Source organism: Pseudomonas sp. yb_5 (genome assembly GCF_043103865.1).
Taxonomy (GTDB): domain Bacteria; phylum Pseudomonadota; class Gammaproteobacteria; order Pseudomonadales; family Pseudomonadaceae; genus Aquipseudomonas; species Aquipseudomonas putida_Y.
Window position 1 is genome coordinate 31,841 of record NZ_JBICKE010000099.1, and the last position, 20,108, is coordinate 51,948.

Sequence of the window (20,108 nt, forward strand, 5' to 3'; positions counted from 1 at the left end):
GAAAGGGCCAGGCCAGGCAACCGAACCTTCAGGCCCGTCACCGCTCCAAGCAACACCCTGTAACGGCCCGGAACACGTTCCGGGCCGTTTTCATTTAAAATTCCGCCTCTTGGCAACGTCAGGCAAAGGTAAACCTCTGGTAAAGGCCCTTTGCTAAAACGATGGCAGTGCTTATCGTTCATCCTCCCCAAGTCGTCATTCCGAACAAGGTTCGTTCAACCCATGCAAGCGTCCAATTCCCGTTCCCTCCGTCGCTGGCTCGTCGGCCTGCTGATCCTGCTGCTGGTGGCTGCACTGGCCTGGTGGCTGTGGCCCGCAGCGACGCCTGCGCATAAAGAAGCCAGTGGCGGGCGCGGTGGCAAGGGCGTGGGCATGATCGGCGGCCGACCAGGTTTTGGCGGTTCCAGCGACCCGGTGCCGGTACGCGTCGTGCCGGCGCGGACAGGCGACTTCCCCCTCTACTACAAAGCCTTGGGCACGGTCACCGCGACCAATACGGTCAATGTGCGCAGCCGCGTGGCTGGCGAACTGGTGAAAATCCACTTCAAGGAAGGCCAGCGCGTCAAGGCTGGCGACCTGCTGGCCGAAATCGACCCGCGCCCTTATCGCATCGCCCTGCAGCAGGCCGAAGGCACCTTGGCGCAGAACCAGGCGCAGTTGAAGAATGCTCAGGTCGACCTGGCCCGCTATAAAGGCCTGTACGCCGAAGACAGCATCGCCAAGCAAACCCTGGACACCGCCCAAGCCCAGGTTGCGCAGTTCCAGGGGTTGGTCAAGACCAATCAGGCGCAGGTCAACGACGCTCGCCTGAACCTCGATTTCACCCAGATCCGTGCGCCGATCAGTGGCCGGGTGGGCCTGCGCCAGCTCGATCTGGGCAACCTGGTAGCCGCCAACGACACCACCGCGCTGGTGGTGATCACCCAGACCGAGCCGATCAACGTCGCCTTCACCCTGCCGGAAACCGAACTGAGCACTGTGCTGGAGCGCTACCGCAGTGGCGCCAGCCTGCCAGTCGAGGCCTGGGACCGCAGTGACAGCAAGCTGCAGTCCACCGGTGTGCTGGGCAGCATCGACAACCAGATCGACACCACCACAGGCACACTCAAGTTCAAAGGCCGCTTCGAGAACAAGGACCTGGCCCTGTTCCCCAACCAGTTCGTCAACGTGCGCTTGCTGGCCGACACCCTCAAGCAGGTGGTCATGGCCCCGGCCGCGGCCATCCAGTTCGGCAACGATGGCACCTTCGCCTATGTGGTCAACGAGCAGAGCACCGTCAATGTCCGCAAGCTGAAGGTGGGCGCCAGCGATGGCGAGAACAGCGTCATTCTCGACGGCCTGAAGGCCGGCGACCGCCTGGTGCTGGAAGGCACCGACCGCCTGCGCGAAGGCACCCAGGTGGAAGTGGTCGAAGACAGCTCGCAAGTGCCGACCAGCCCAGGCCAGCACCTGCAAGGGCAGGAAGCCAAGGGTGCGGCCCAAACAACAGGTGAAGCACAACCTGGCAACGCAGCAGGCAAGGCGGGCGCATGAACCTGTCGCGCCTGTTCATCCTGCGCCCGGTCGCCACCACGCTGAGCATGCTGGCCATCGTGCTGGCCGGCCTGATCGCCTACAAGTTGCTGCCGGTTTCCGCCTTGCCGCAGGTGGATTACCCGACCATTCGCGTCATGACCCTGTACCCCGGCGCCAGCCCGCAGGTGATGACCAGCGCCGTCACCGCGCCACTGGAGCGCCAGTTCGGCCAGATGCCGGGCCTGGAACAGATGGCTTCGACCAGTTCTGGCGGCGCGTCGGTGCTGACCCTGCGTTTCAACCTCGACATGAACATGGACGTTGCCGAGCAACAGGTACAGGCCGCGATCAACGCCGCCAGCAACCTGCTGCCCAGTGACCTGCCGGCACCGCCGGTGTACAACAAGGTCAACCCGGCCGACACCCCGGTGCTGACCCTGGCCATCTCCAGCAAGACCATGCCGCTGCCCAAGCTCAACGACCTGGTCGATACCCGCGTGGCGCAAAAGCTTGCGCAAATCAGCGGCGTGGGCATGGTCAGCATTGCCGGTGGCCAGCGCCAGGCGGTACGCATCAAGGTCAACGTCGACGCCCTGGCGGCCAATGGCTTGAATCTGGATGACGTGCGCACGCTGATCGGTGCCTCCAACGTCAACCAGCCCAAAGGCAACTTCGACGGCCCGACCCGGGTGTCGATGCTCGATGCCAACGACCAGCTGCGCTCTCCCGAGGAATACGCCAACCTGATCCTGGCCTACAACAACGGTGCGCCGCTGCGCCTGAAGGATGTGGCCGAAATCGTCGACGGCGCCGAAAACGAGCGGCTGGCCGCCTGGGCGAACGAGAACCATGCTGTGCTGCTGAACATCCAGCGTCAGCCGGGCGCCAACGTGATCGAAGTGGTCGACCGCATCAAGGGCCTGCTGCCGTCGATCACCGACAACCTGCCGGCCGGCCTCGATGTGTCGGTGCTGACCGACCGCACCCAGACCATTCGCGCCGCGGTCAAGGACGTGCAGCACGAACTACTCATCGCCATCGTTCTGGTGGTGATGGTCACCTTCGTTTTCTTGCGCCGCTTCAGCGCCACCCTCATTCCGTCGATTGCCGTGCCGCTGTCGCTGATCGGGACGTTCGGGGTCATGTACCTGGCCGGGTTCTCGGTCAATAACCTGACGCTCATGGCCCTGACCATCGCCACCGGCTTTGTGGTCGATGATGCCATCGTCATGCTGGAGAACATCTCCCGGCATATCGAAGAGGGCGAGACGCCCATGCAGGCGGCGCTCAAGGGCGCCCGACAGATTGGCTTCACCCTGATTTCGCTGACCTTCTCGCTGATTGCGGTCCTGATCCCGTTGCTGTTCATGGCGGACGTGGTCGGTCGCCTGTTCCGCGAGTTCGCCATCACGCTGGCAGTGGCCATTCTGATTTCCCTGGTGGTGTCCCTGACCCTGACGCCGATGATGTGCGCGCGTCTGCTCAAGCGCGAGCCCAAGGAAGAAGAGCAAGGCCGCTTCTACCGTGCCAGTGGCGCCTGGATCGACTGGCTGATCAAGCACTACGGCAGTGCCCTGCAGTGGGTGCTCAAGCATCAGCCGCTGACCTTGCTGGTGGCGGTGGCCAGCCTGGTGCTCACGGTGTTCCTGTACATGGTCGTGCCCAAGGGCTTCTTCCCGGTGCAGGACACCGGGGTGATCCAGGGTATTTCCGAAGCGCCGCAGTCCACCTCGTTCGCCGCCATGAGCGAACGTCAGCAGGCCCTGAGCAAGGTCATCCTGCAAGACCCGGCCGTGCAAAGCCTGTCGTCCTACATTGGCGTAGATGGCGACAACGCCACGCTCAACAGCGGTCGCCTGCTGATCAACCTCAAGCCCCACGGCGAGCGCGATGTCAGCGCCAGCGAAGTGATCAGCCGCCTGCAGCCGCAGGTCGACCGGCTGGTGGGCATCCGCCTGTTCATGCAGCCGGTGCAGGACCTGAGCATCGAGGACCGGGTCAGCCGTACCCAGTACCAGTTCAGCTTGTCGTCGCCGGACGCCGACCTGCTGGCGCAGTGGAGCGGCAAGCTGGTGCAGGCGCTGCAGCAGCGCCCGGAACTGGCCGATGTGGCCAGCGACCTGCAGGACAAGGGCTTGCAGGTGTACCTGGTGATCGACCGTGATATGGCCAGCCGCCTGGGGATCAGCGTGTCGCAGATCACCAATGCCCTGTACGACGCCTTCGGCCAGCGGCAGATCTCGACCATCTACACCCAGGCCAGCCAGTACCGCGTGGTGTTGCAGTCCCAAGACGCCGCCACGATCGGCCCGCAGGCGCTGGAGTCGATCCACGTCAAGGCCACCGATGGCGGTCAGGTGCGCCTTTCGGCGCTGGCGCGGATCGAGCAGCGTCAAGCGCAGCTGGCTATTTCCCACATTGGCCAGTTCCCGGCGGTGACCTTGTCGTTCAACCTGGCCCACGGCGCATCGCTGGGCGAAGCCGTGCAGGTGATCGAGCAGGTGCAGAAGGACATCGGCATGCCGCTGGGCGTGCAAACCCGCTTCCAGGGTGCGGCCGAGGCCTTCCAGGCGTCGCTGTCGAGTACCTTGCTGCTGATTCTGGCGGCGGTGGTGACCATGTACATCGTGCTGGGGGTGCTGTACGAAAGCTACATCCACCCGGTCACCATCCTCTCGACCCTGCCGTCGGCGGCGGTCGGTGCCTTGCTGGCCTTGCTCATCAGCGGTAACGACCTGGGCATGATCGCCATCATCGGCATCATCCTGCTGATCGGTATCGTCAAGAAGAACGCGATCATGATGATCGACTTCGCCCTGGAGGCTGAGCGCAATCAGGGCATGAGCCCGCGCGATGCCATCTACCAGGCGGCGCTGCTGCGCTTCCGGCCGATCCTGATGACCACCCTGGCCGCGCTGTTTGGTGCGGTGCCGCTGATGCTTGCCACCGGTTCCGGCGCCGAGCTGCGTCAGCCACTGGGCCTGGTGATGGTCGGCGGGTTGCTGGTCAGCCAGGTGCTGACGCTGTTCACCACTCCGGTCATCTACCTGTACTTCGATCGCCTGGCCCGCCGCCTGCGCCCGGCCACTGACGTGAAGCAGGCCCAGGCATGAACCTGTCCGGGCCTTTCATCCGTCGCCCGGTGGCGACCATGCTGTTGAGCCTGGCGATCATGCTGCTGGGCGGGGTCAGCTTTGGCTTGCTGCCGGTGGCGCCACTGCCGCAAATGGACTTCCCGGTGATCGTGGTGTCGGCGAACCTGTCCGGTGCAAGCCCCGAGGTCATGGCGTCCACCGTGGCCACACCGCTGGAGCGCAAGCTGGGCAGCATCGCCGGCGTCACTACGCTCACCAGCAGCTCCAACCAGGGTTCGACACGGGTAGTCATCGGCTTCGAGTTGGGCCGTGACATCGATGGCGCAGCCCGTGAGGTGCAAGCGGCGATCAACGCTACCCGCAACCTGCTGCCCAGTGGCATGCGCAGCATGCCCACCTACAAGAAGATCAACCCGTCGCAGGCGCCGATCATGGTGCTGTCGCTGACCTCGGATGTGTTGCAGAAAGGCCAGCTGTATGACCTGGCCGACACCATCCTTTCACAGAGCCTGGCTCAGGTATCGGGGGTAGGGGAGGTGCAGATCGGTGGCAGTTCGCTGCCGGCCGTGCGCATTGCCGTCGAGCCGCAATTGCTCAACCAGTACAACCTGTCGCTGGACGAGGTGCGCACTGCGGTGTCCAACGCCAACCAGCGCCGGCCCATGGGCTTTGTCGAGGACGCCGAGCGCAACTGGCAGGTGCGGGCCAACGACCAGTTGGAAAGCGCCAAGGACTATGAGCCGGTGGTGATTCGCCAGCAGAACGGCACCATTCTGCGCCTGTCTGACGTGGCGACCGTCACCGACGGTGTTGAAAACCGTTACAACAGCGGTTTCTTCAACGACCAGGCAGCGGTGCTGCTGGTGGTCAACCGCCAGACCGGCGCCAACATCATCGAAACGGTCGACCAGATCAAGGCGCAGCTTCCGGCACTGCAGTCGTTGCTGCCAGCCAGCGTGCAACTGAACGTGGCCATGGACCGCTCGCCCGTGATCAAGGCCACCCTCAAAGAGGCCGAGCACACCCTGCTGATCGCCGTGGTGCTGGTGATTCTGGTGGTCTACCTGTTCCTCGGCAGCCTGCGCGCCTCGCTGATCCCCAGCCTGGCGGTGCCGGTATCGCTGGTGGGTACGTTCGCGGTCATGTACCTGTGCGGTTTCTCGCTCAACAACCTGTCGCTGATGGCGCTGATCCTTGCCACCGGGCTGGTGGTGGACGATGCCATCGTGGTGCTGGAAAACATCTCCAGGCACATCGAGAACGGCCAACCGCCGATGAAGGCGGCCTACCTGGGCGCCAAGGAAGTGGGCTTCACCTTGCTGTCGATGAACGTGTCGCTGGTGGCGGTGTTCGTCTCCATCCTGTTCATGGGTGGCATCGTGCGCAACCTGTTTCAGGAGTTTTCCATCACCCTGGCAGCGGCGATCATCGTCTCGCTGGTGGTGTCGCTGACCCTGACACCGATGCTCTGCGCCCGCTGGCTCAAGCCGCACCAGGCCGAGCAGAGCCGCCTGCAGCGCTGGAGCGACAAGCTGCATCAGCGCATGGTTGCTGCCTATGACCGCAGCCTGGGCTGGGCCCTGCGCCACAAGCGCCTGACCCTGCTCAGCCTGCTGGCCACCATCGGCGTCAACATCGCCCTGTACGTGGTGGTGCCCAAGACGTTGATGCCCCAGCAGGATACCGGCCAATTGATGGGCTTCATTCGGGGCGACGACGGCCTGTCGTTCAGCGTGATGCAGCCGAAGATGGAAATCTACCGCCGGGCCTTGCTGGCCGACCCGGCAGTACAGAGCGTCGCCGGTTTCATCGGTGGCAACAGCGGTACCAACAACGCTTTTGTGCTGGTGCGCCTGAAACCGATCAGCGAGCGCAAGATCGATGCGCAGAAGGTGATCGAGCGCCTGCGCAAGGAACTGCCCAAAGTGCCCGGCGGGCGCCTGTTCCTGATGGCCGACCAGGACCTGCAACTGGGTGGCGGTGGGCGTGACCAGACCTCTTCGCAGTACCTGTATACCCTGCAAAGCGGCGATCTTTCGGCATTGCGCGAATGGTTCCCCAAGGTGGTCGCGGCGCTGCGTGCACTGCCTGAGCTGACCGCCATCGACGCCCGCGATGGTGCTGGTACCCAACAGGTGACGCTGGTGGTCGACCGTGACCAGGCCAAGCGCCTGGGCATCGACATGGACATGGTCACCGCGGTACTGAACAACGCCTACAGCCAGCGGCAGATCTCCACTATCTACGACAGCCTCAACCAGTACCAGGTGGTGCTGGAGATCAACCCGAAATACGCCTGGGACCCGAGCACGCTGGAGCAAGTGCAGGTGATCACCGCCGACGGCGCCCGGGTGCCGTTGTCGACCATCGCCCACTACGAGAACAGCCTGGCCAACGACCGGGTCAGCCACGAAGGCCAGTTCGCTTCGGAAGACATCGCTTTCGACGTCGCCGAGGGCTACAGCCCCGACCAGGCCATGGCGGCGCTGGAGCGCGCGGTGGCCAAGCTGGGCTTGCCCGAGGAGGTGATTGCCAAGCTCGGCGGCACTGCCGATGCCTTTGCCAAGACCCAGCAGGGCCAGCCATTCATGATCCTTGGCGCACTGCTGCTGGTGTACCTGGTGCTGGGCATTCTGTATGAAAGCTACATTCACCCGTTGACCATTCTCTCGACACTGCCTTCGGCGGGCGTCGGAGCCTTGCTGGCGCTGTACGTCACCGGTGGCGAGTTCAGCCTGATCTCGTTGCTGGGGCTGTTCCTGTTGATCGGGGTGGTGAAAAAAAATGCCATCCTGATGATCGACCTGGCCCTGCAACTGGAGCGCCATCAGGGCTTTTCGCCGGAAGAGTCGATACGCCGGGCCTGCCTGCTACGCCTGCGGCCGATCCTGATGACCACCCTGGCGGCGATCCTTGGCGCATTGCCATTGCTGTTGAGCCAGGCTGAAGGCGCAGAAATGCGTCAGCCGCTGGGCCTGACCATCATCGGCGGCCTGGTGTTCAGCCAGATCCTCACCCTTTATACGACGCCGGTGGTTTACCTGTACCTGGACCGCCTGCGCCACCGTTTCAACCGTTGGCGCGGCGTGCGCACCGACGCCGCCCTGGAAACCCCGCTATGACTTTTGCCCAGACCCCACTTCATCGTGCCCTGCAAGCACTGGCCCGTGGCCGTGGCTCGCGCCTGCTCGGCGCCGGGTTGTGCCTGGCCTTGCTCAGTGCCTGCACCCTGAGCCCCGATTACCACCGCCCCGAGCTGAACAGCACGGCGGCGCAGTTCAAGCACGCCGAAGGCTGGACCCAGGCCTCGCCGTCCGACGCCATCGCCCGCGGCGCCTGGTGGGAAATCTACGGCGATGCCGGGCTCAACGCGTTGGTCGAAGAGCTCAACCGCAGCAACCAGACCGTGGCGCAATCAGAAGCCCAGTATCGCCAGGCCCAGGCGCTGGTGCGCAGCAGCCGTGCGGCGCTGTTCCCCAGTCTGGACCTGAGCGCCAGCAAGAACCGCTCGGCGCAGGGAACCGGCAGCTCCAGTTCCAGCCTGTCCAATAACAGCAGTGGCATTCGCAACACCTACAACGCCCAGTTGGGCGTGAGCTGGGAGATCGACCTGTGGGGCAAGCTGCGCGAAACCCTGAATGCCAATGAGGCCAGTGCCGAAGCCAGTTTCGCCGACCTTGCGTCTATCCGCCTGAGCCAGCAGTCGGAACTGGTGCAGAACTACCTGCAATTGCGGGTTATCGATGAGCAGAAGCGCTTGCTGGAAGCCACCGTGGCGGCTTATGAACGCTCACTGCGAATGAACGAAAACCAGTACCGTGCCGGGGTCGCCGGCCCGGATGCCGTGGCCCAGGCCCGCACCCAGCTCAAAAGCACCCAGGCTGACCTGATCGACCTGATCTGGCAGCGTGCGCAGTTCGAAAATGCCATCGCCGTGCTGCTGGGCAAGGTTCCGGCCGACTTCGCCCTGGCCGACAGCAAGGCTATTCCCGAGTTGCCGCAAATACCGGTTTCGCTGCCTTCGCAACTGCTGGAGCGCCGCCCGGACATCGCTGCGGCCGAACGCAACGTGATGGCGGCCAACGCCAACATCGGGGTCTCGCGGGCAGCCTACTTCCCGGACCTCAGCCTGAGCATGAGTGGCGGTTATTCCAGCAGCAGCTTCAGCAACTGGATCGAGCTGCCCAACCGCTACTGGTCGGTAGGCCCGCAGTTGGCGCTGACCCTGTTCGACGCCGGCAAACGCAGCGCCGAGGTCGACCGCACGGTGGCCGTATATGACCAGACGGTGGCGCAGTACCGCCAGACCGTGCTGGACGGCTTCAGGGAAGTGGAAAACCTGTTGGTTCAACTGAAAGTGTATGGCGATGAAGCCGTGGTGCGCCAAGAGGCGCTCGATGCTGCCCGCGAGTCGTTGCGCCTGACCGAGAACCAGTACCGCGCCGGGCTGATCGGCTATCTGGATGTGGTCAACGTGCAAACCACGGCGCTGAGCAACGAGCGCAGCGTGCTGAACCTGCTGCAAGGGCGCCTGGTGGCCAGTGTGCAACTGGTGGCCGCGTTGGGCGGCGGCTGGGATGCAGAGCAGGCGTTTGCCGAGCAGAATTGACCACGCGCAGAGGGGCGCATTTGCGGTTATTGGGCCCATCCCCATTCGCAAAAACCCCGTGCGTTTCGCTTAAGCTTGAGTACAATCGTCAGCTTTTGCCGGCCCCCTGTTCCGGCGCTGGAACTTTCAATGCTGACCGGTAGCTACTCTTCTTCGCTGGTGTTGATTTCGCTGTGCGTGGCGATCCTGGCATCCTATACCGCTCTTGACCTGACTGGCCGCATCGCCACGGCCAAGGGCCGCGCTGCCTACCTGTGGATGGGCGGCGGTGCATTGGCCATGGGCATCGGCGTGTGGTCGATGCACTTCATTGGCATGCTTGCCTTCAGCTTGCCCATCGACTTGGGTTACGACCTGGCCCTGACCGCGTTCTCGCTGCTGATCGCTGTGCTGTCCTCGGGCTTTGCCTTGTGGCTGGTCAGTCAGCCGAGCCTGCCAGCGCTGCAGTTGGGGTTCGGCGCGCTGATCATGGGCTCGGGTATTGCCTGCATGCACTACACCGGCATGGCCGCACTGCGCATGCTGCCGGGCATCGACTACGACCCGACGTTGTTCGGTGCTTCGCTGCTGATTGCCGTAGGCGCCTCGGCGGCGGCATTGTGGATCGCCTTCCGCCTGCGCAAACACACCCCCTATGTACGGCAGATCCGTGGCCTGGCGGCAGTGGTGATGGGCTTTGCCATCGTTGGCATGCATTACACCGGCATGGCAGCGGCGAACTTCCCCGAGGGCAGCTTCTGCGGCGCGTTGGGGGGCGGGCTGCAGGGTGACAGCCTGGTTTACCTGGTGCTGATCACCACGCTGGCAGTACTGGCAGTGGCTCTGCTGACTTCGGTGCTGGATGCTCGCCTGGAGGCGCGTACTGCCGAGTTGGCCCGTTCGCTGACCTTGGCCAACCAGGAGCTGACCCAACTGGCCCTGCACGACACCCTCACGGGTCTACCCAACCGTACCTTGCTCGCCGATCGCATCGAACAGGCCATCGCCAAAGTGGCGGAGCAGGGCGGCTGTTTTGCCCTGATGTTCATTGATCTGGACGGCTTCAAGCCGGTCAACGATGCCTTTGGCCACCATATCGGAGACCTTCTGCTCAAGGCAGTGGCGGCCCGCCTGCGCGGCCACCTGCACAGCCAGGATACGCTGGCACGGATTGGCGGCGACGAGTTCGTTCTGCTGGTGGAACTGCAGGAGCCGAACGATGCCATGGACGTGGCGGTCAAGCAGGTCAACCTGGTGTCCCGGCCTTTCCGCGTGGCCGAGCACGACCTGCAACTGTCGGCGAGCCTGGGCATCGTCCTGTACCCGGGCAACGGCCAGGACCAGCACGAGCTGCTGCGTAACGCCGACGCTGCCATGTACCATGCCAAGAGCGCAGGCAAGAACGGTTACAGCTTCTTCGATGTGTCGATGAACAGCAATGCCCGCCAGCAGTTGCAACTGCTGCAGGACTTGCGCCTGGCGCTGGAGCAGCGCCAGTTCCGCTTGCATTACCAGCCCAAGTTCGACGCCCAGGCCTGCCAGCCGATTGGTGCCGAAGCGTTGCTGCGCTGGGAGCACCCGCAGCAGGGCCTGCTGCTGCCTGACCGCTTCATCGGCCTGGCGGAAAAGACCGGCCTGATCATACCCATTGGCGAGTGGGTACTCATCGAGGCCTGCCGTCAGATGCGTCAGTGGCTGGACCAGGGCCACCTTGGCTGGCGCATGGCGGTGAACCTGTCGGCTATCCAGTTCTGCCACGCCGGCCTGGTCGACAGCGTGGCCCGTGCCCTGCAGCAGAACGGCTTGCCGGCCAACTGCCTGACACTGGAAATTACCGAAACCACCGCCATGCACGATGCCGACGCCAGCCTGACCGTGCTGCAGCGCCTGTCCGACATGGGCGTGGACTTGTCCATTGATGACTTTGGCACGGGCTATTCCAGCCTGATGTACCTAAAGCGCCTGCCAGCCAACGAGCTGAAAATCGACCGCGGTTTCGTGCGCGACCTGGAGCAGGACAGTGACGATGCAGCGATTGTTTCGGCAATTGTCGCACTGGGCCAGGCCTTGGGCCTGCGTATCGTTGCCGAGGGGGTTGAGACCGACAAGCAGCAGGACTTCCTGACCCGTCTGGGCTGTGATTCGTTGCAGGGCTACCTATTGGGCCAGCCCGTGCCGGCCGAGCAGTTCATGAGCAAGTTGCAGGCCATGGGCCCGGAATTCACCGCTGCGGGCTAAGCTCTGTATGAAAAGCCTTGATACTCGGTGAAGCTGCGATGAAAACAGCGCCTAGACTGCATCGCGCAGGGTAAAGGCGGGTATGAAGGCATCCATTTCCGCCTCGACGGCCTCGATGATGCGCTCTACATCGGCAGCGGGCATGATCGCCGCACAGGGGATGCCCGCAATCGCCAGCAAGGTTTCACCGCTGGCGCGGTCGAACAGCCGCGCGACCATGCTGCGTGGCGCATCCATGCTGGCCTCGAAACCCAATGGATGGAAATGCCAGCGCATCACCTGGCAGGCGTTGGGGAACGTCATCTTGTTCATGCCAGCCTCCTTGTCCGTCCCCGGACGTGATGAGCGGGTGGCCACATCGATGCGGCCGCCGGGAACATAAAGATAGCACCAGCCATGCGCGATTTTCGGTTGTCGGCACGACAAATGTGTTAATGCATGACAGTGGTCACATCCTGGTCATGGGCGCTATGTGTCGACTGGTCGCATGGCAAACGTTTTCCCGGCCGGATGGTGCCAGGTAACCATTGGGTCTCGTGGATTTCGCTGACATACGACGCGCAGGTTTTTCAGACGAGCGGCTTGGGGGAGGGGCCGGCGACGGAAAGCCATGGGTTCCATTATCCAGGGGTATTGTTTCTACGCGAGACCGTTTACGCGCCATCACGCTTTGATGCGGTTCTGCAAGGGCGACGTGCACTGGCTGATTCTTTGATGCCCCCATCGCACGGCATTGCAACTCTCAGTACACTGCACGCTCCAACACCAACATCCGTTGAACTCGAGGTTTTGCATGACGCTCAGTCCTTTGGCAGGCAAGCCGGCTCCGACCAGCGTGCTGGTCGATATTCCCCGGCTGCTCACCGCCTATTACACCGGCCGCCCAGACGCTGCCGTGGCGGCCCAGCGGGTGGCCTTCGGCACCTCGGGGCACCGGGGCACTTCGCTGGAACTGAGTTTCAACGAGTATCACGTCTTGGCCATTACCCAGGCTATCTGCCTGTATCGCCAGGAAAAAGGTATCGATGGCCCGCTGTTCATCGGCGCCGATACCCACGCTCTGTCGGCCCCGGCTACCGCTAGCGCCCTGGAGGTTCTGGCCGCCAACGGCGTGCAGGTGATGCTGTCCAAGGATGACGAATACACGCCCACACCGGCTGTGTCCCACGCCATCCTCTGCCACAACCGTGGCCGCACACAGGGTCTGGCTGACGGTATCGTCATTACCCCGTCGCACAACCCGCCGCAAAGCGGTGGCTTCAAGTACAACCCGCCCAACGGCGGGCCGGCCGACAGCGACGTGACCAAGTGGATCGAGGGCAAGGCCAACGAGCTGCTGGCGGCTAACCTGGCCGGCGTCAAGCGCATGGACCATGCCCAGGCGCTGCAGGCGCCGACCACCCACCGCCACGACTACGTCAGCACCTATGTGGCCGACCTGGAAAACGTCATCGATTTCGATGTGATCCGTGGCGCCGGGTTGCGCCTGGGCGTCGACCCGCTGGGCGGGGCAGGGGTACGCTACTGGTCGGCGATTGCCAAGCACTACCAGCTGGACCTGGAAGTGGTGAACACCGAGGTCGACCCGACCTTCCGCTTCATGACCGTCGATTGGGACGGCCAGATCCGCATGGACCCTTCCTCGCCGTATGCCATGCAGGGTCTGATAGGCCTGCGTGAGCGCTTTGACGTGGCCTTCGCTTGCGATCCGGACCACGACCGCCACGGCATCGTCACCCCTGACGGCTTGCTGCAACCCAACAACTACCTGGCCGTGGCTATCGACTACCTGTTCCGCCACCGCCCGCAGTGGCGCAGTGATGCCGCTGTGGGCAAGACAGTGGTCTCCAGCGGCCTGATCGACCGTGTTACCCAACGCCTGGGCCGTGATCTGTATGAGGTGCCGGTGGGCTTCAAGTTCTTCGCCCAGGGCCTGTTCGACGGTTCGCTCGGTTTTGGTGGCGAAGAAAGTGCAGGTGCTTCGTTCCTGCGCCGCGATGGCTCGGTGTGGGCCACCGACAAGGACGGGTTGATCCCGGCCTTGCTGGCCGCCGAAATGACCGCCCGTACCGGGCGTAACCCGAGCCAGGCTTATGCCGACCTGACCGAGGCGCTGGGCAAGCCGTTCGCCACGCGTGTCGAGGCCAAGGCAGATGCGCGGCAGAAGGCGTTGCTGAGCAAACTGGCGCCGGAGCAGGTGACGTCGACCGAGCTGGCCGGTGAGCCGATCGTGCAGATCCTCAGCCACGCCCCAGGCAATGGCCAGGCGATTGGCGGGCTCAAGGTGATGACGGCCAATGGCTGGTTCGCCGCGCGCCCGTCGGGTACTGAAGACATCTACAAGATCTACGCCGAAAGCTTCATCGACGAGGCGCATTTGCAGCGTCTGGTGCAGGAAGCACAAGTGCTGGTCGATGAAGCAATCGCCTGACCGGTAACAAACCGCTTGGTTCTGTGGCGCGATGTAAATTAGAATTAATCTTATTTACTCCGCCGCAGGACCCTCCTCATGATCGACGCCGCGCCGCCACCGGAGCCTGGCCTGCCTGCCCTGTACCGGGAGCATCGCGGCTGGCTGGAAACCTGGCTGCGCCGGCGTATGGGCAATGCCTGGGATGCCGCCGACCTCAGTCAGGATACTTTTCTGCGCATTCTGGCCAGCGCCCAGCCGCTGGCAGACATACGCGAACCGCGCGCCTATCTGCTGACCGTCGGCAAGCGCCTGCTGAGCAACTTCCACCAGCGACGTAGCCTGGAGCAGGCCTACCTTGATGCTTTGGCGCAGTTGCCCGAGCAACACGTGCCGTCGCCAGAACAGCGCTGGGTACTGCTGGAAACCCTGCAAGCACTGGATGAATTGCTCGACGGCCTCAAGCCGGCGATACGCAAGGCCTTTCTCTGGAGCCAGCTGGAAGGCTTGGGCTACGCCGAGATTGGCCAGCGCCTGGGCGTTTGCCAGCGCTCGGTGAAACGCTACATGGCGCAGGCTTACGAACATTGCCTGTTGGCCGATTTGCAATGAGCCCCCACTCCCCAGAAACCCGCAAAGCGCTGCGTGCTGCGGCCCGTTGGCTGGCATTGCTGGATTCTGGCGACGCAAGCGAAGCTGACCTGCTGCGCCTGGCGCAATGGCGCGCCAGCAGTCACCTGCACGAAGACGCCTGGCAAAAGGCATCGCTGCTGCGAGCGCGGTTTGCCGGGTTGCCCGGCGCATTGGCGATGGCCGCCCTGGATCGTCCGGATGCCGGTCGTCGGGCATTGCTCAAACAAGCCCTGGGAGTGTCGGCGTTGTTGCCGGTGGCCTGGCTGGTGAGCCGTGAGCTGCCGCTGGATGCCTGGACCGCCGACATGCGCACCGCAGTAGGAGAGCGCAGGCAGGCTCTGCTGAGCGACGGCACCTGGTTGCAGTTGAACACCGACAGTGCGGTCGATATCGAGCTGGGTGCAGGCCGCGTGGCACTGCTGCGCGGTGAAGTGGCCGTCAGTGTGCCCGCTAACCTGAGCCTTACCTTGCAGGTGCCTTACGGCCGGGTGGTGCTTAGTGAGGGCGAGGTGTGCCTGCGCCTGCTTGATGAGGCCTGCCGGGTGTCGGCGATCAAAGGGGCGGCCAGCCTGCAACCGTTGCGTGGTCCAGCCGTGATGCTGCAGGCCGGCCAGCAGGCCAGTTTGCAGGCGACCGGCGTTGGCCCTGTCAAAGCCTTCGAAGAATGGCAACTGGGCTGGCGCGAAGGCGCACTGCGGCTGGACGACCGCCCGTTGGGCGAGTTGCTGCACGAACTGCGCAGGTATCGCCCCGGCGTACTGCGCTGGGCACCGGAACTGGAGCGCTTGCGTGTGACCGGCACGTTCCGCCTTGACGACACCGACCGGGTGCTGGCCCTGCTCGCCGCCAGCCTGCCGTTGCAGGTGCAGAGCCGCACGCGTTATTGGGTGAGCCTGACCGCACGAGAAAAACGAGCATGAGGCTGTCCCCTTTTTTTCACTCGCCGGTCATTACCGGTAGGAGAAAATAAAAGGGGAGCCTTGTTCAATGCCTGCAGTAAAATCTTGCCGCCTGCGCCCACTGGTGCGCGCCGCACATCCATTGTTCGCGATGAGCCTGCTGTTGTGTGCGCCCACCTGGGCCGATGAGCCGGCCCGGCGTACGTTCCAGGTGGCGCCAGCCAGCCTGGGTGCTGCTTTGACCCATTTCGCCGACCAGGCCGGTGTCAGCCTTTCGCTGGACCCGGCATTGGTAGAGGGCCGGCAAAGTAACGGCTTGTCCGGTCGTTACAGTGTCGATGAAGGCTTCAGCCAGTTGCTGCGCAGTAGCGGCCTGCAGGCGCTGCCGGTGGGTGAGGGGGCCTTCACCTTGATGCCGGCCCCCCAGGCCAGTGGCGCTCTGGAAATCGCCCCCACCCGCATCGTCGGCGGCCTGGCCGCAGGCAGCGAAGCGCAGCCGTATGCCGGTGGCCAAGTGGCACGCCAGGGCGCGCAAGGCATGCTCGGTTCGCGCGACTTCATGGAAACCCCGTTCAGCATCACCAGCTACACCAGCGAACTGGTCAAGAACCAGCAGGCGCGCACCTTGGGCGAGCTGATTGCCAGTGACCCTTCGGTGCGTGCTACCAACCCGGCGGGCGGGCGTTTCGAGCAGTTCACCATTCGCGGCTTCAGCCTGTTCAACAGTGATGTGGCCTACAACGGCCTGTATGGCATCTTGCCGACGTATTCGATCGACATGGAAATGGCCGATCGGGTCGACATCATCAAAGGCCCCAGCCAGTTGATCAACGGCATTTCGCCGCGTGGCAGCGTGGGCGGCGGTATCAATGTGCAGCCCAAGCGAGCCGCTGACAAACCGATCACCGAATTCACCGGCAGCTACGCCTCGGCAGGCCAGACAGGCGGCGCAGTGGACATCGGCCGTCGCTTTGGTGAAGGCCAGCAGTTCGGCGTGCGCTTCAATGGTGTGAAGCAGGCCGGTGATACCGAATGGGACCACCAGCGCGTTGACCGCGAAATGGCGGTGCTGGGCCTGGATTTTCGAGGCGAGCGCCTGCGGCTCTCGGCAGACCTTGGCCACACCGAACGCGACACCGACGCCCCGCAGGAGCGTGTGCTGGTCGGTGCCAATGCCAAGGTGCCCAATGCCAATGACGTACGCCACAACTACGCCCAGGCCTGGAGCAAGGCGCGTACCAACGACACTTTCGGTGCGCTGAACGCCGAGTACGATATCAGCGAATCGCTGCTGGCCTATGGTGCGGTCGGTGCGCGCAAGAGCAACCACGACTTCCTGCGCCATAACGTGTCGATCACCAACGATGCCGGCGACTTCACTGTGCAGCCGCGTGACTTTACCCGGGACGAGTCGGTGCGCACCGCCATGGCCGGTTTGCGTCACTGGTTCCATACCGGGCCGGTGAGCCACGAGCTGAACCTGGCCGCCAGCTATTACTACATGGACTTCACCAACGGCGGGGCGCGCTATGCCTCGGCGCCGAGCAACCTCTACAACCCGGTGGCCGCAGCGACACCCGCTACGCCAACCCGCCTCGACCCCGAGGTTTACACGGAAAACCGCTTCTCCGGCGTGGCCCTGGCCGACACCCTTGGTTTTTTTGACGACCGCCTGCTGCTGACCCTGGGGGCGCGCTGGCAACGGGTGCAGGTGGACGACTGGAGCGACGGCGTCAAAGGCGATACGGGCTATGACGAAGAAAAGGTCTCGCCTTCTGGGGGCGTATTGCTCAAGGTCACCGACCAGCTCTCGTTGTACGCCAACTACATGGAGGGCTTGAGCCAAGGCAAGATCGCCCCATCGACCTCGATCAACGAAGACCAGATCTTCCCGCCGTTCACCAGCCGCCAGATCGAAGTGGGGGCCAAGTACGACCTCGGCCAGGTGGCCTTTACCGCCAGCGCCTTCCGCATTCGCCAGCCAGCCTACGAGACCAACCCCGCCTCGCGGGTATTCGGCCCCAATGGCAAGCGTGACAACCGCGGCATCGAGCTGAGTGTGTTCGGTGAGCCGGTGCAGGGCGTGCGGGTGCTGGGCGGGCTGATGTATATCGACAGCGAGCTGACCGACACCGTCGGCGGCGCCTACGATGGCAACCGTGCGCCGGCCACGCCCGAATACAACGTCAATCTGGGGGCTGAATGGGACGTGCCAGGGGTGAACGGCCTGACCTTAACAGCGCGCGGCATTCACTCAAGTTCGCAGTACCTGGACCAGAACAACAGCAAGCGGATCGACGGCTGGGAGCGTTATGACCTGGGCGCGCGTTATGCCTTCAAGGTGGACGCCACCGAGGTTACCTTGCGGGCCAGTGTCGAGAATGTGCTGGATGATCGCTACTGGAGCTCGGCGGGGGCGTCGGATGACAGTGAGCCGGGATTGACCCTGTCTACGCCGCGGACCTACCTGCTCTCGGCCACGGTCGGCTTTTAAACTGAAGCCTTGTATACCCATCGGGAGCGTACATGCCCGCGAATCTGCCGACTCGATGCATTGCACCGGCTTCGGCAGTGTTTGCGGCTGAAACCTTTCCCACAGGGGGCGGTTGCGTAGATGATCAGCCCGGCGTCAGCGCCCGCCCCAGCTTCTGCGCCTGCCCCTGCAACACCCGCATCAACTGCAGTGCTGCATGCGATGGCGGCTCGAAGCGCGAATAGACGAAGCTGATATCGAAGTGAATATCATCGGCCAACGGCACCACCGCGAGCCCGCTGTCCTGTGCAACGAACTCGTCGATCACGCTGATGCCCATGCCTTGCTTGACCAACGCCACAGCCTCGTTGGCATTGGTGAACGACAACAGTGATTTCAGCTGTAGCCCGCGGCGCCCGATGTGTTCGGCCAGCAATTTGCCAAACGGCATGTCGGGCCGGAACAGCAGCAAGGCATGGCCCTCCAGCTGCTGCAAGGTCAGCGCGGGCTGACCGGCCAAAGGGTGGCCCGGCTGCATCACCACCACCATGCGTCCACGCATGAACGCTTGTGAATGCAGGTGGTCGTGCACCACCGGCAGGGCGGCTATCGACAGGTCGACCTTCTTCGACAAGATCTGGTTGGGCATTTCGCCCATCAGCGAGGTTTGCCACTCGATATTCAGCGCCGGTGATTCACGCTTGAGCTGGGCCAGGGCCATCGGGATCACCACCGTGGACAACGATGCGCTGCACGAGATACGCAGCTTGCGCTGGCCGCCAGCGCCCAGCGCGAGTGCGCATTCGTTGACCTGCAACGCTGCCTGGTACACCCGCTCGACCTTGCGAAACAGCACCTGCGCTTCGGCCGTCGGCACCAGGCGGTTGTTGACGCGCTCGAACAGCGGGTAGGCCAGGCGCGCTTCGATGTACTGGATCAGCTTGCTCACCGCCGGCTGCGACACATACAGCAATTTGGCCGCCGCGCTGATCGAGCCCGTCAGCATCACCGCCCTGAACACTTCCATGTGCCGCAGCTTGAACACCATGGGGCTTGCGTCTGCGCCTTCGTTGCCAAGCAGCATGTGTATTACCTTCGGTTATGGTTTTCGCCATCTGGGTATGAGCGTCAAAGCCGGCCACACAGTATCGTGAACCCCAGCCTAACCGCCCTTTCGGCGCACAATGACAAGATCTGCAGACAAGCGCAGTGGCGCTTGACGGGAGTGCTGCGTGAACATATTTGACGAAGCGAAGATCGATTGCCATAACCATTTGTTTGACCCCGCCCGGTTCCCCTATCACCCCGATGCACCCTATGCGCCCTCCGGCCAGGAGGTCGCCACCCAGGCGCAGTTCACCCGAGTGATGGACGCTTACGGCGTGCAACATGCCTTGCTGGTGGGACCCAACAGCGGCTACCACACCGACAACCGCTGCCTGCTGCATGCCTTGGCCAGCGGGCAGGGGCGGTTCAAGGGGGTGGCGGTGGTCAGGGCGGACATCAACCTCGATGCGCTGGCGGCGTTGCAGGCGCAAGGCGTGGTGGGTATCGCCTTCAACCCCGCGCTGTACGGGGTAGCCAGCCTAAAGGGCGTTGACGGGCTGTTCGGCAAGCTCGCCGAGCTTGGCATGTTCGCCCAATTGCAGGTGTGTGCCGACCAGTTGCTGGACCTGCACGGCCTGCTGCAAGGCTCGCAGGCTCGTCTGTTGATTGACCATTGCGGCCGCCCGGATGTCGCTGCCGGTGTGCAGCAAGCCGGCTTCCAGGCGTTGCTGCGATTGGCCGACAGTGGCCGCGCCTGCGTGAAGCTGTCAGGTATGCAGAAGTTTGCCGCAGCGGATGCCTTGTTCGAACAAAGCAGTGCATACGTGCAGGCCCTGCTCGAAGCCTTTGGCGCCCAAGCCTGTGTGTGGGGTTCGGACTGGCCGTTCATTCGCCAGCCCGCGCGGGTGGACTACGGCCCGCTGCTGAAGCTGGCCGAGCGCCTGATGCCGGATGCCCGGCTGCGCCGCACGGTGATGTGGGAGACCCCTCGGCGATTGTTCGGGTTTGCCTAGCCGGTGGCCTGTGTGGCATTGGCCTGGCGACAGCCTTTACCACGGTCTTTGTGTTCGGCCTCGGCGGAGGGAGGGCGGCCTATTGAATGGGCAGGACCTGGCACACCTGACGGCGTTGGAGCTGGCGCCGGGTAGCCAGCTGCGCGCGAACTGCGGGCGACGTGTCAGCGTGGAAGTGTCGTCCGTTGGCGTGCCCG

General features: G+C 63.6%; 12 protein-coding genes. 10 read left to right on the forward strand and 2 right to left on the reverse strand.

All coding sequences use genetic code 11. From position 1 onward, the window contains the following. Nucleotides 1-222: 222 nt before the first annotated feature. The 5 genes from ACF8GF_RS16940 to ACF8GF_RS16960 all read left to right on the forward strand — a co-directional run bounded on the left by ACF8GF_RS16940 (nt 223) and on the right by ACF8GF_RS16960 (nt 11,436). Nucleotides 223-1,533 carry an MdtA/MuxA family multidrug efflux RND transporter periplasmic adaptor subunit gene (locus ACF8GF_RS16940; RefSeq protein WP_392461116.1) on the forward strand — a complete coding sequence of 437 codons (1,311 nt, stop codon included), beginning with the start codon at nt 223-225 and terminating at the stop codon, nt 1,531-1,533. Then, nucleotides 1,530-4,628, forward strand: a complete 3,099-nt coding sequence (locus tag ACF8GF_RS16945) for an MdtB/MuxB family multidrug efflux RND transporter permease subunit (RefSeq protein ID WP_176683286.1) — start codon at nt 1,530-1,532, stop codon at nt 4,626-4,628. Before ACF8GF_RS16940 ends, ACF8GF_RS16945 begins: the two co-directional genes overlap by 4 nt. Continuing rightward, on the forward strand, nt 4,625-7,732 hold the full coding sequence (locus tag ACF8GF_RS16950) for an efflux RND transporter permease subunit (protein WP_176683287.1): 3,108 nt from the start codon (nt 4,625-4,627) through the stop codon (nt 7,730-7,732). Before ACF8GF_RS16945 ends, ACF8GF_RS16950 begins: the two co-directional genes overlap by 4 nt. Further along, the gene (locus ACF8GF_RS16955) at nt 7,729-9,219 is read left to right on the forward strand and encodes an efflux transporter outer membrane subunit (RefSeq protein WP_176683288.1); all 1,491 of its coding nucleotides are present in this window, start codon (nt 7,729-7,731) and stop codon (nt 9,217-9,219) included. Before ACF8GF_RS16950 ends, ACF8GF_RS16955 begins: the two co-directional genes overlap by 4 nt. Nucleotides 9,220-9,348: 129 nt before the next feature. Then, the gene (locus ACF8GF_RS16960) at nt 9,349-11,436 is read left to right on the forward strand and encodes a putative bifunctional diguanylate cyclase/phosphodiesterase (protein WP_392488031.1); all 2,088 of its coding nucleotides are present in this window, start codon (nt 9,349-9,351) and stop codon (nt 11,434-11,436) included. A gap of 51 nt (nt 11,437-11,487) precedes the next feature. Here ACF8GF_RS16960 and ACF8GF_RS16965 read toward each other — a convergent pair whose 3' ends face one another. Beyond that, a complete protein-coding gene (locus ACF8GF_RS16965; RefSeq protein WP_176683290.1) occupies nt 11,488-11,748 on the reverse strand; it encodes a DUF1652 domain-containing protein in 261 nt (86 codons plus the stop codon). Nucleotides 11,749-12,229: 481 nt separating this feature from the next. Between ACF8GF_RS16965 and pgm the strand changes: the two genes are divergently transcribed. The 4 genes from pgm to ACF8GF_RS16985 all read left to right on the forward strand — a co-directional run bounded on the left by pgm (nt 12,230) and on the right by ACF8GF_RS16985 (nt 17,872). Then, nucleotides 12,230-13,867, forward strand: a complete 1,638-nt coding sequence (gene pgm, locus ACF8GF_RS16970) for a phosphoglucomutase (alpha-D-glucose-1,6-bisphosphate-dependent) (RefSeq protein ID WP_392488032.1) — start codon at nt 12,230-12,232, stop codon at nt 13,865-13,867. A gap of 78 nt (nt 13,868-13,945) precedes the next feature. Continuing rightward, nucleotides 13,946-14,458 carry a sigma-70 family RNA polymerase sigma factor gene (locus ACF8GF_RS16975; RefSeq protein WP_176683292.1) on the forward strand — a complete coding sequence of 171 codons (513 nt, stop codon included), beginning with the start codon at nt 13,946-13,948 and terminating at the stop codon, nt 14,456-14,458. Beyond that, nucleotides 14,455-15,399 carry a FecR domain-containing protein gene (locus tag ACF8GF_RS16980; protein ID WP_176683293.1) on the forward strand — a complete coding sequence of 315 codons (945 nt, stop codon included), beginning with the start codon at nt 14,455-14,457 and terminating at the stop codon, nt 15,397-15,399. The genes ACF8GF_RS16975 and ACF8GF_RS16980 overlap by 4 nt, the downstream gene beginning before the upstream one ends. 67 nt (nt 15,400-15,466) lie before the next feature. Beyond that, nucleotides 15,467-17,872 (forward strand): TonB-dependent siderophore receptor, encoded by a 2,406-nt coding sequence (locus tag ACF8GF_RS16985; RefSeq protein ID WP_392488033.1) that lies wholly within the window; start codon nt 15,467-15,469, stop codon nt 17,870-17,872. A 124-nt stretch (nt 17,873-17,996) separates the two neighbouring features. Here the strand turns inward: ACF8GF_RS16985 and ACF8GF_RS16990 are convergent, their stop codons facing one another. Continuing rightward, nucleotides 17,997-18,935 carry a LysR family transcriptional regulator gene (locus tag ACF8GF_RS16990; RefSeq protein ID WP_392488034.1) on the reverse strand — a complete coding sequence of 313 codons (939 nt, stop codon included), beginning with the start codon at nt 18,933-18,935 and terminating at the stop codon, nt 17,997-17,999. 148 nt (nt 18,936-19,083) lie between these two features. On the opposite strand from ACF8GF_RS16990, the gene ACF8GF_RS16995 reads away from it, so the two are divergent. Beyond that, complete coding sequence (locus ACF8GF_RS16995; RefSeq protein WP_176683296.1) at nt 19,084-19,911, forward strand: amidohydrolase family protein; 828 nt, start codon at nt 19,084-19,086, stop codon at nt 19,909-19,911. Nucleotides 19,912-20,108 lie beyond the last annotated feature (197 nt).

Coding starts and splice junctions, on each gene's coding strand:
- ACF8GF_RS16960 (WP_392488031.1), top strand. CDS start 9,349: ATGCTGACCGGTAGCTACTCTTCTTCGCTGGTGTTGATTTCGCTGTGC.
- ACF8GF_RS16980 (WP_176683293.1), top strand. CDS start 14,455: ATGAGCCCCCACTCCCCAGAAACCCGCAAAGCGCTGCGTGCTGCGGCC.
- ACF8GF_RS16990 (WP_392488034.1), bottom strand. CDS start 18,935: ATGCTGCTTGGCAACGAAGGCGCAGACGCAAGCCCCATGGTGTTCAAG.
- ACF8GF_RS16945 (WP_176683286.1), top strand. CDS start 1,530: ATGAACCTGTCGCGCCTGTTCATCCTGCGCCCGGTCGCCACCACGCTG.
- pgm (WP_392488032.1), top strand. CDS start 12,230: ATGACGCTCAGTCCTTTGGCAGGCAAGCCGGCTCCGACCAGCGTGCTG.
- ACF8GF_RS16985 (WP_392488033.1), top strand. CDS start 15,467: ATGCCTGCAGTAAAATCTTGCCGCCTGCGCCCACTGGTGCGCGCCGCA.
- ACF8GF_RS16955 (WP_176683288.1), top strand. CDS start 7,729: ATGACTTTTGCCCAGACCCCACTTCATCGTGCCCTGCAAGCACTGGCC.
- ACF8GF_RS16940 (WP_392461116.1), top strand. CDS start 223: ATGCAAGCGTCCAATTCCCGTTCCCTCCGTCGCTGGCTCGTCGGCCTG.
- ACF8GF_RS16975 (WP_176683292.1), top strand. CDS start 13,946: ATGATCGACGCCGCGCCGCCACCGGAGCCTGGCCTGCCTGCCCTGTAC.
- ACF8GF_RS16965 (WP_176683290.1), bottom strand. CDS start 11,748: ATGAACAAGATGACGTTCCCCAACGCCTGCCAGGTGATGCGCTGGCAT.
- ACF8GF_RS16950 (WP_176683287.1), top strand. CDS start 4,625: ATGAACCTGTCCGGGCCTTTCATCCGTCGCCCGGTGGCGACCATGCTG.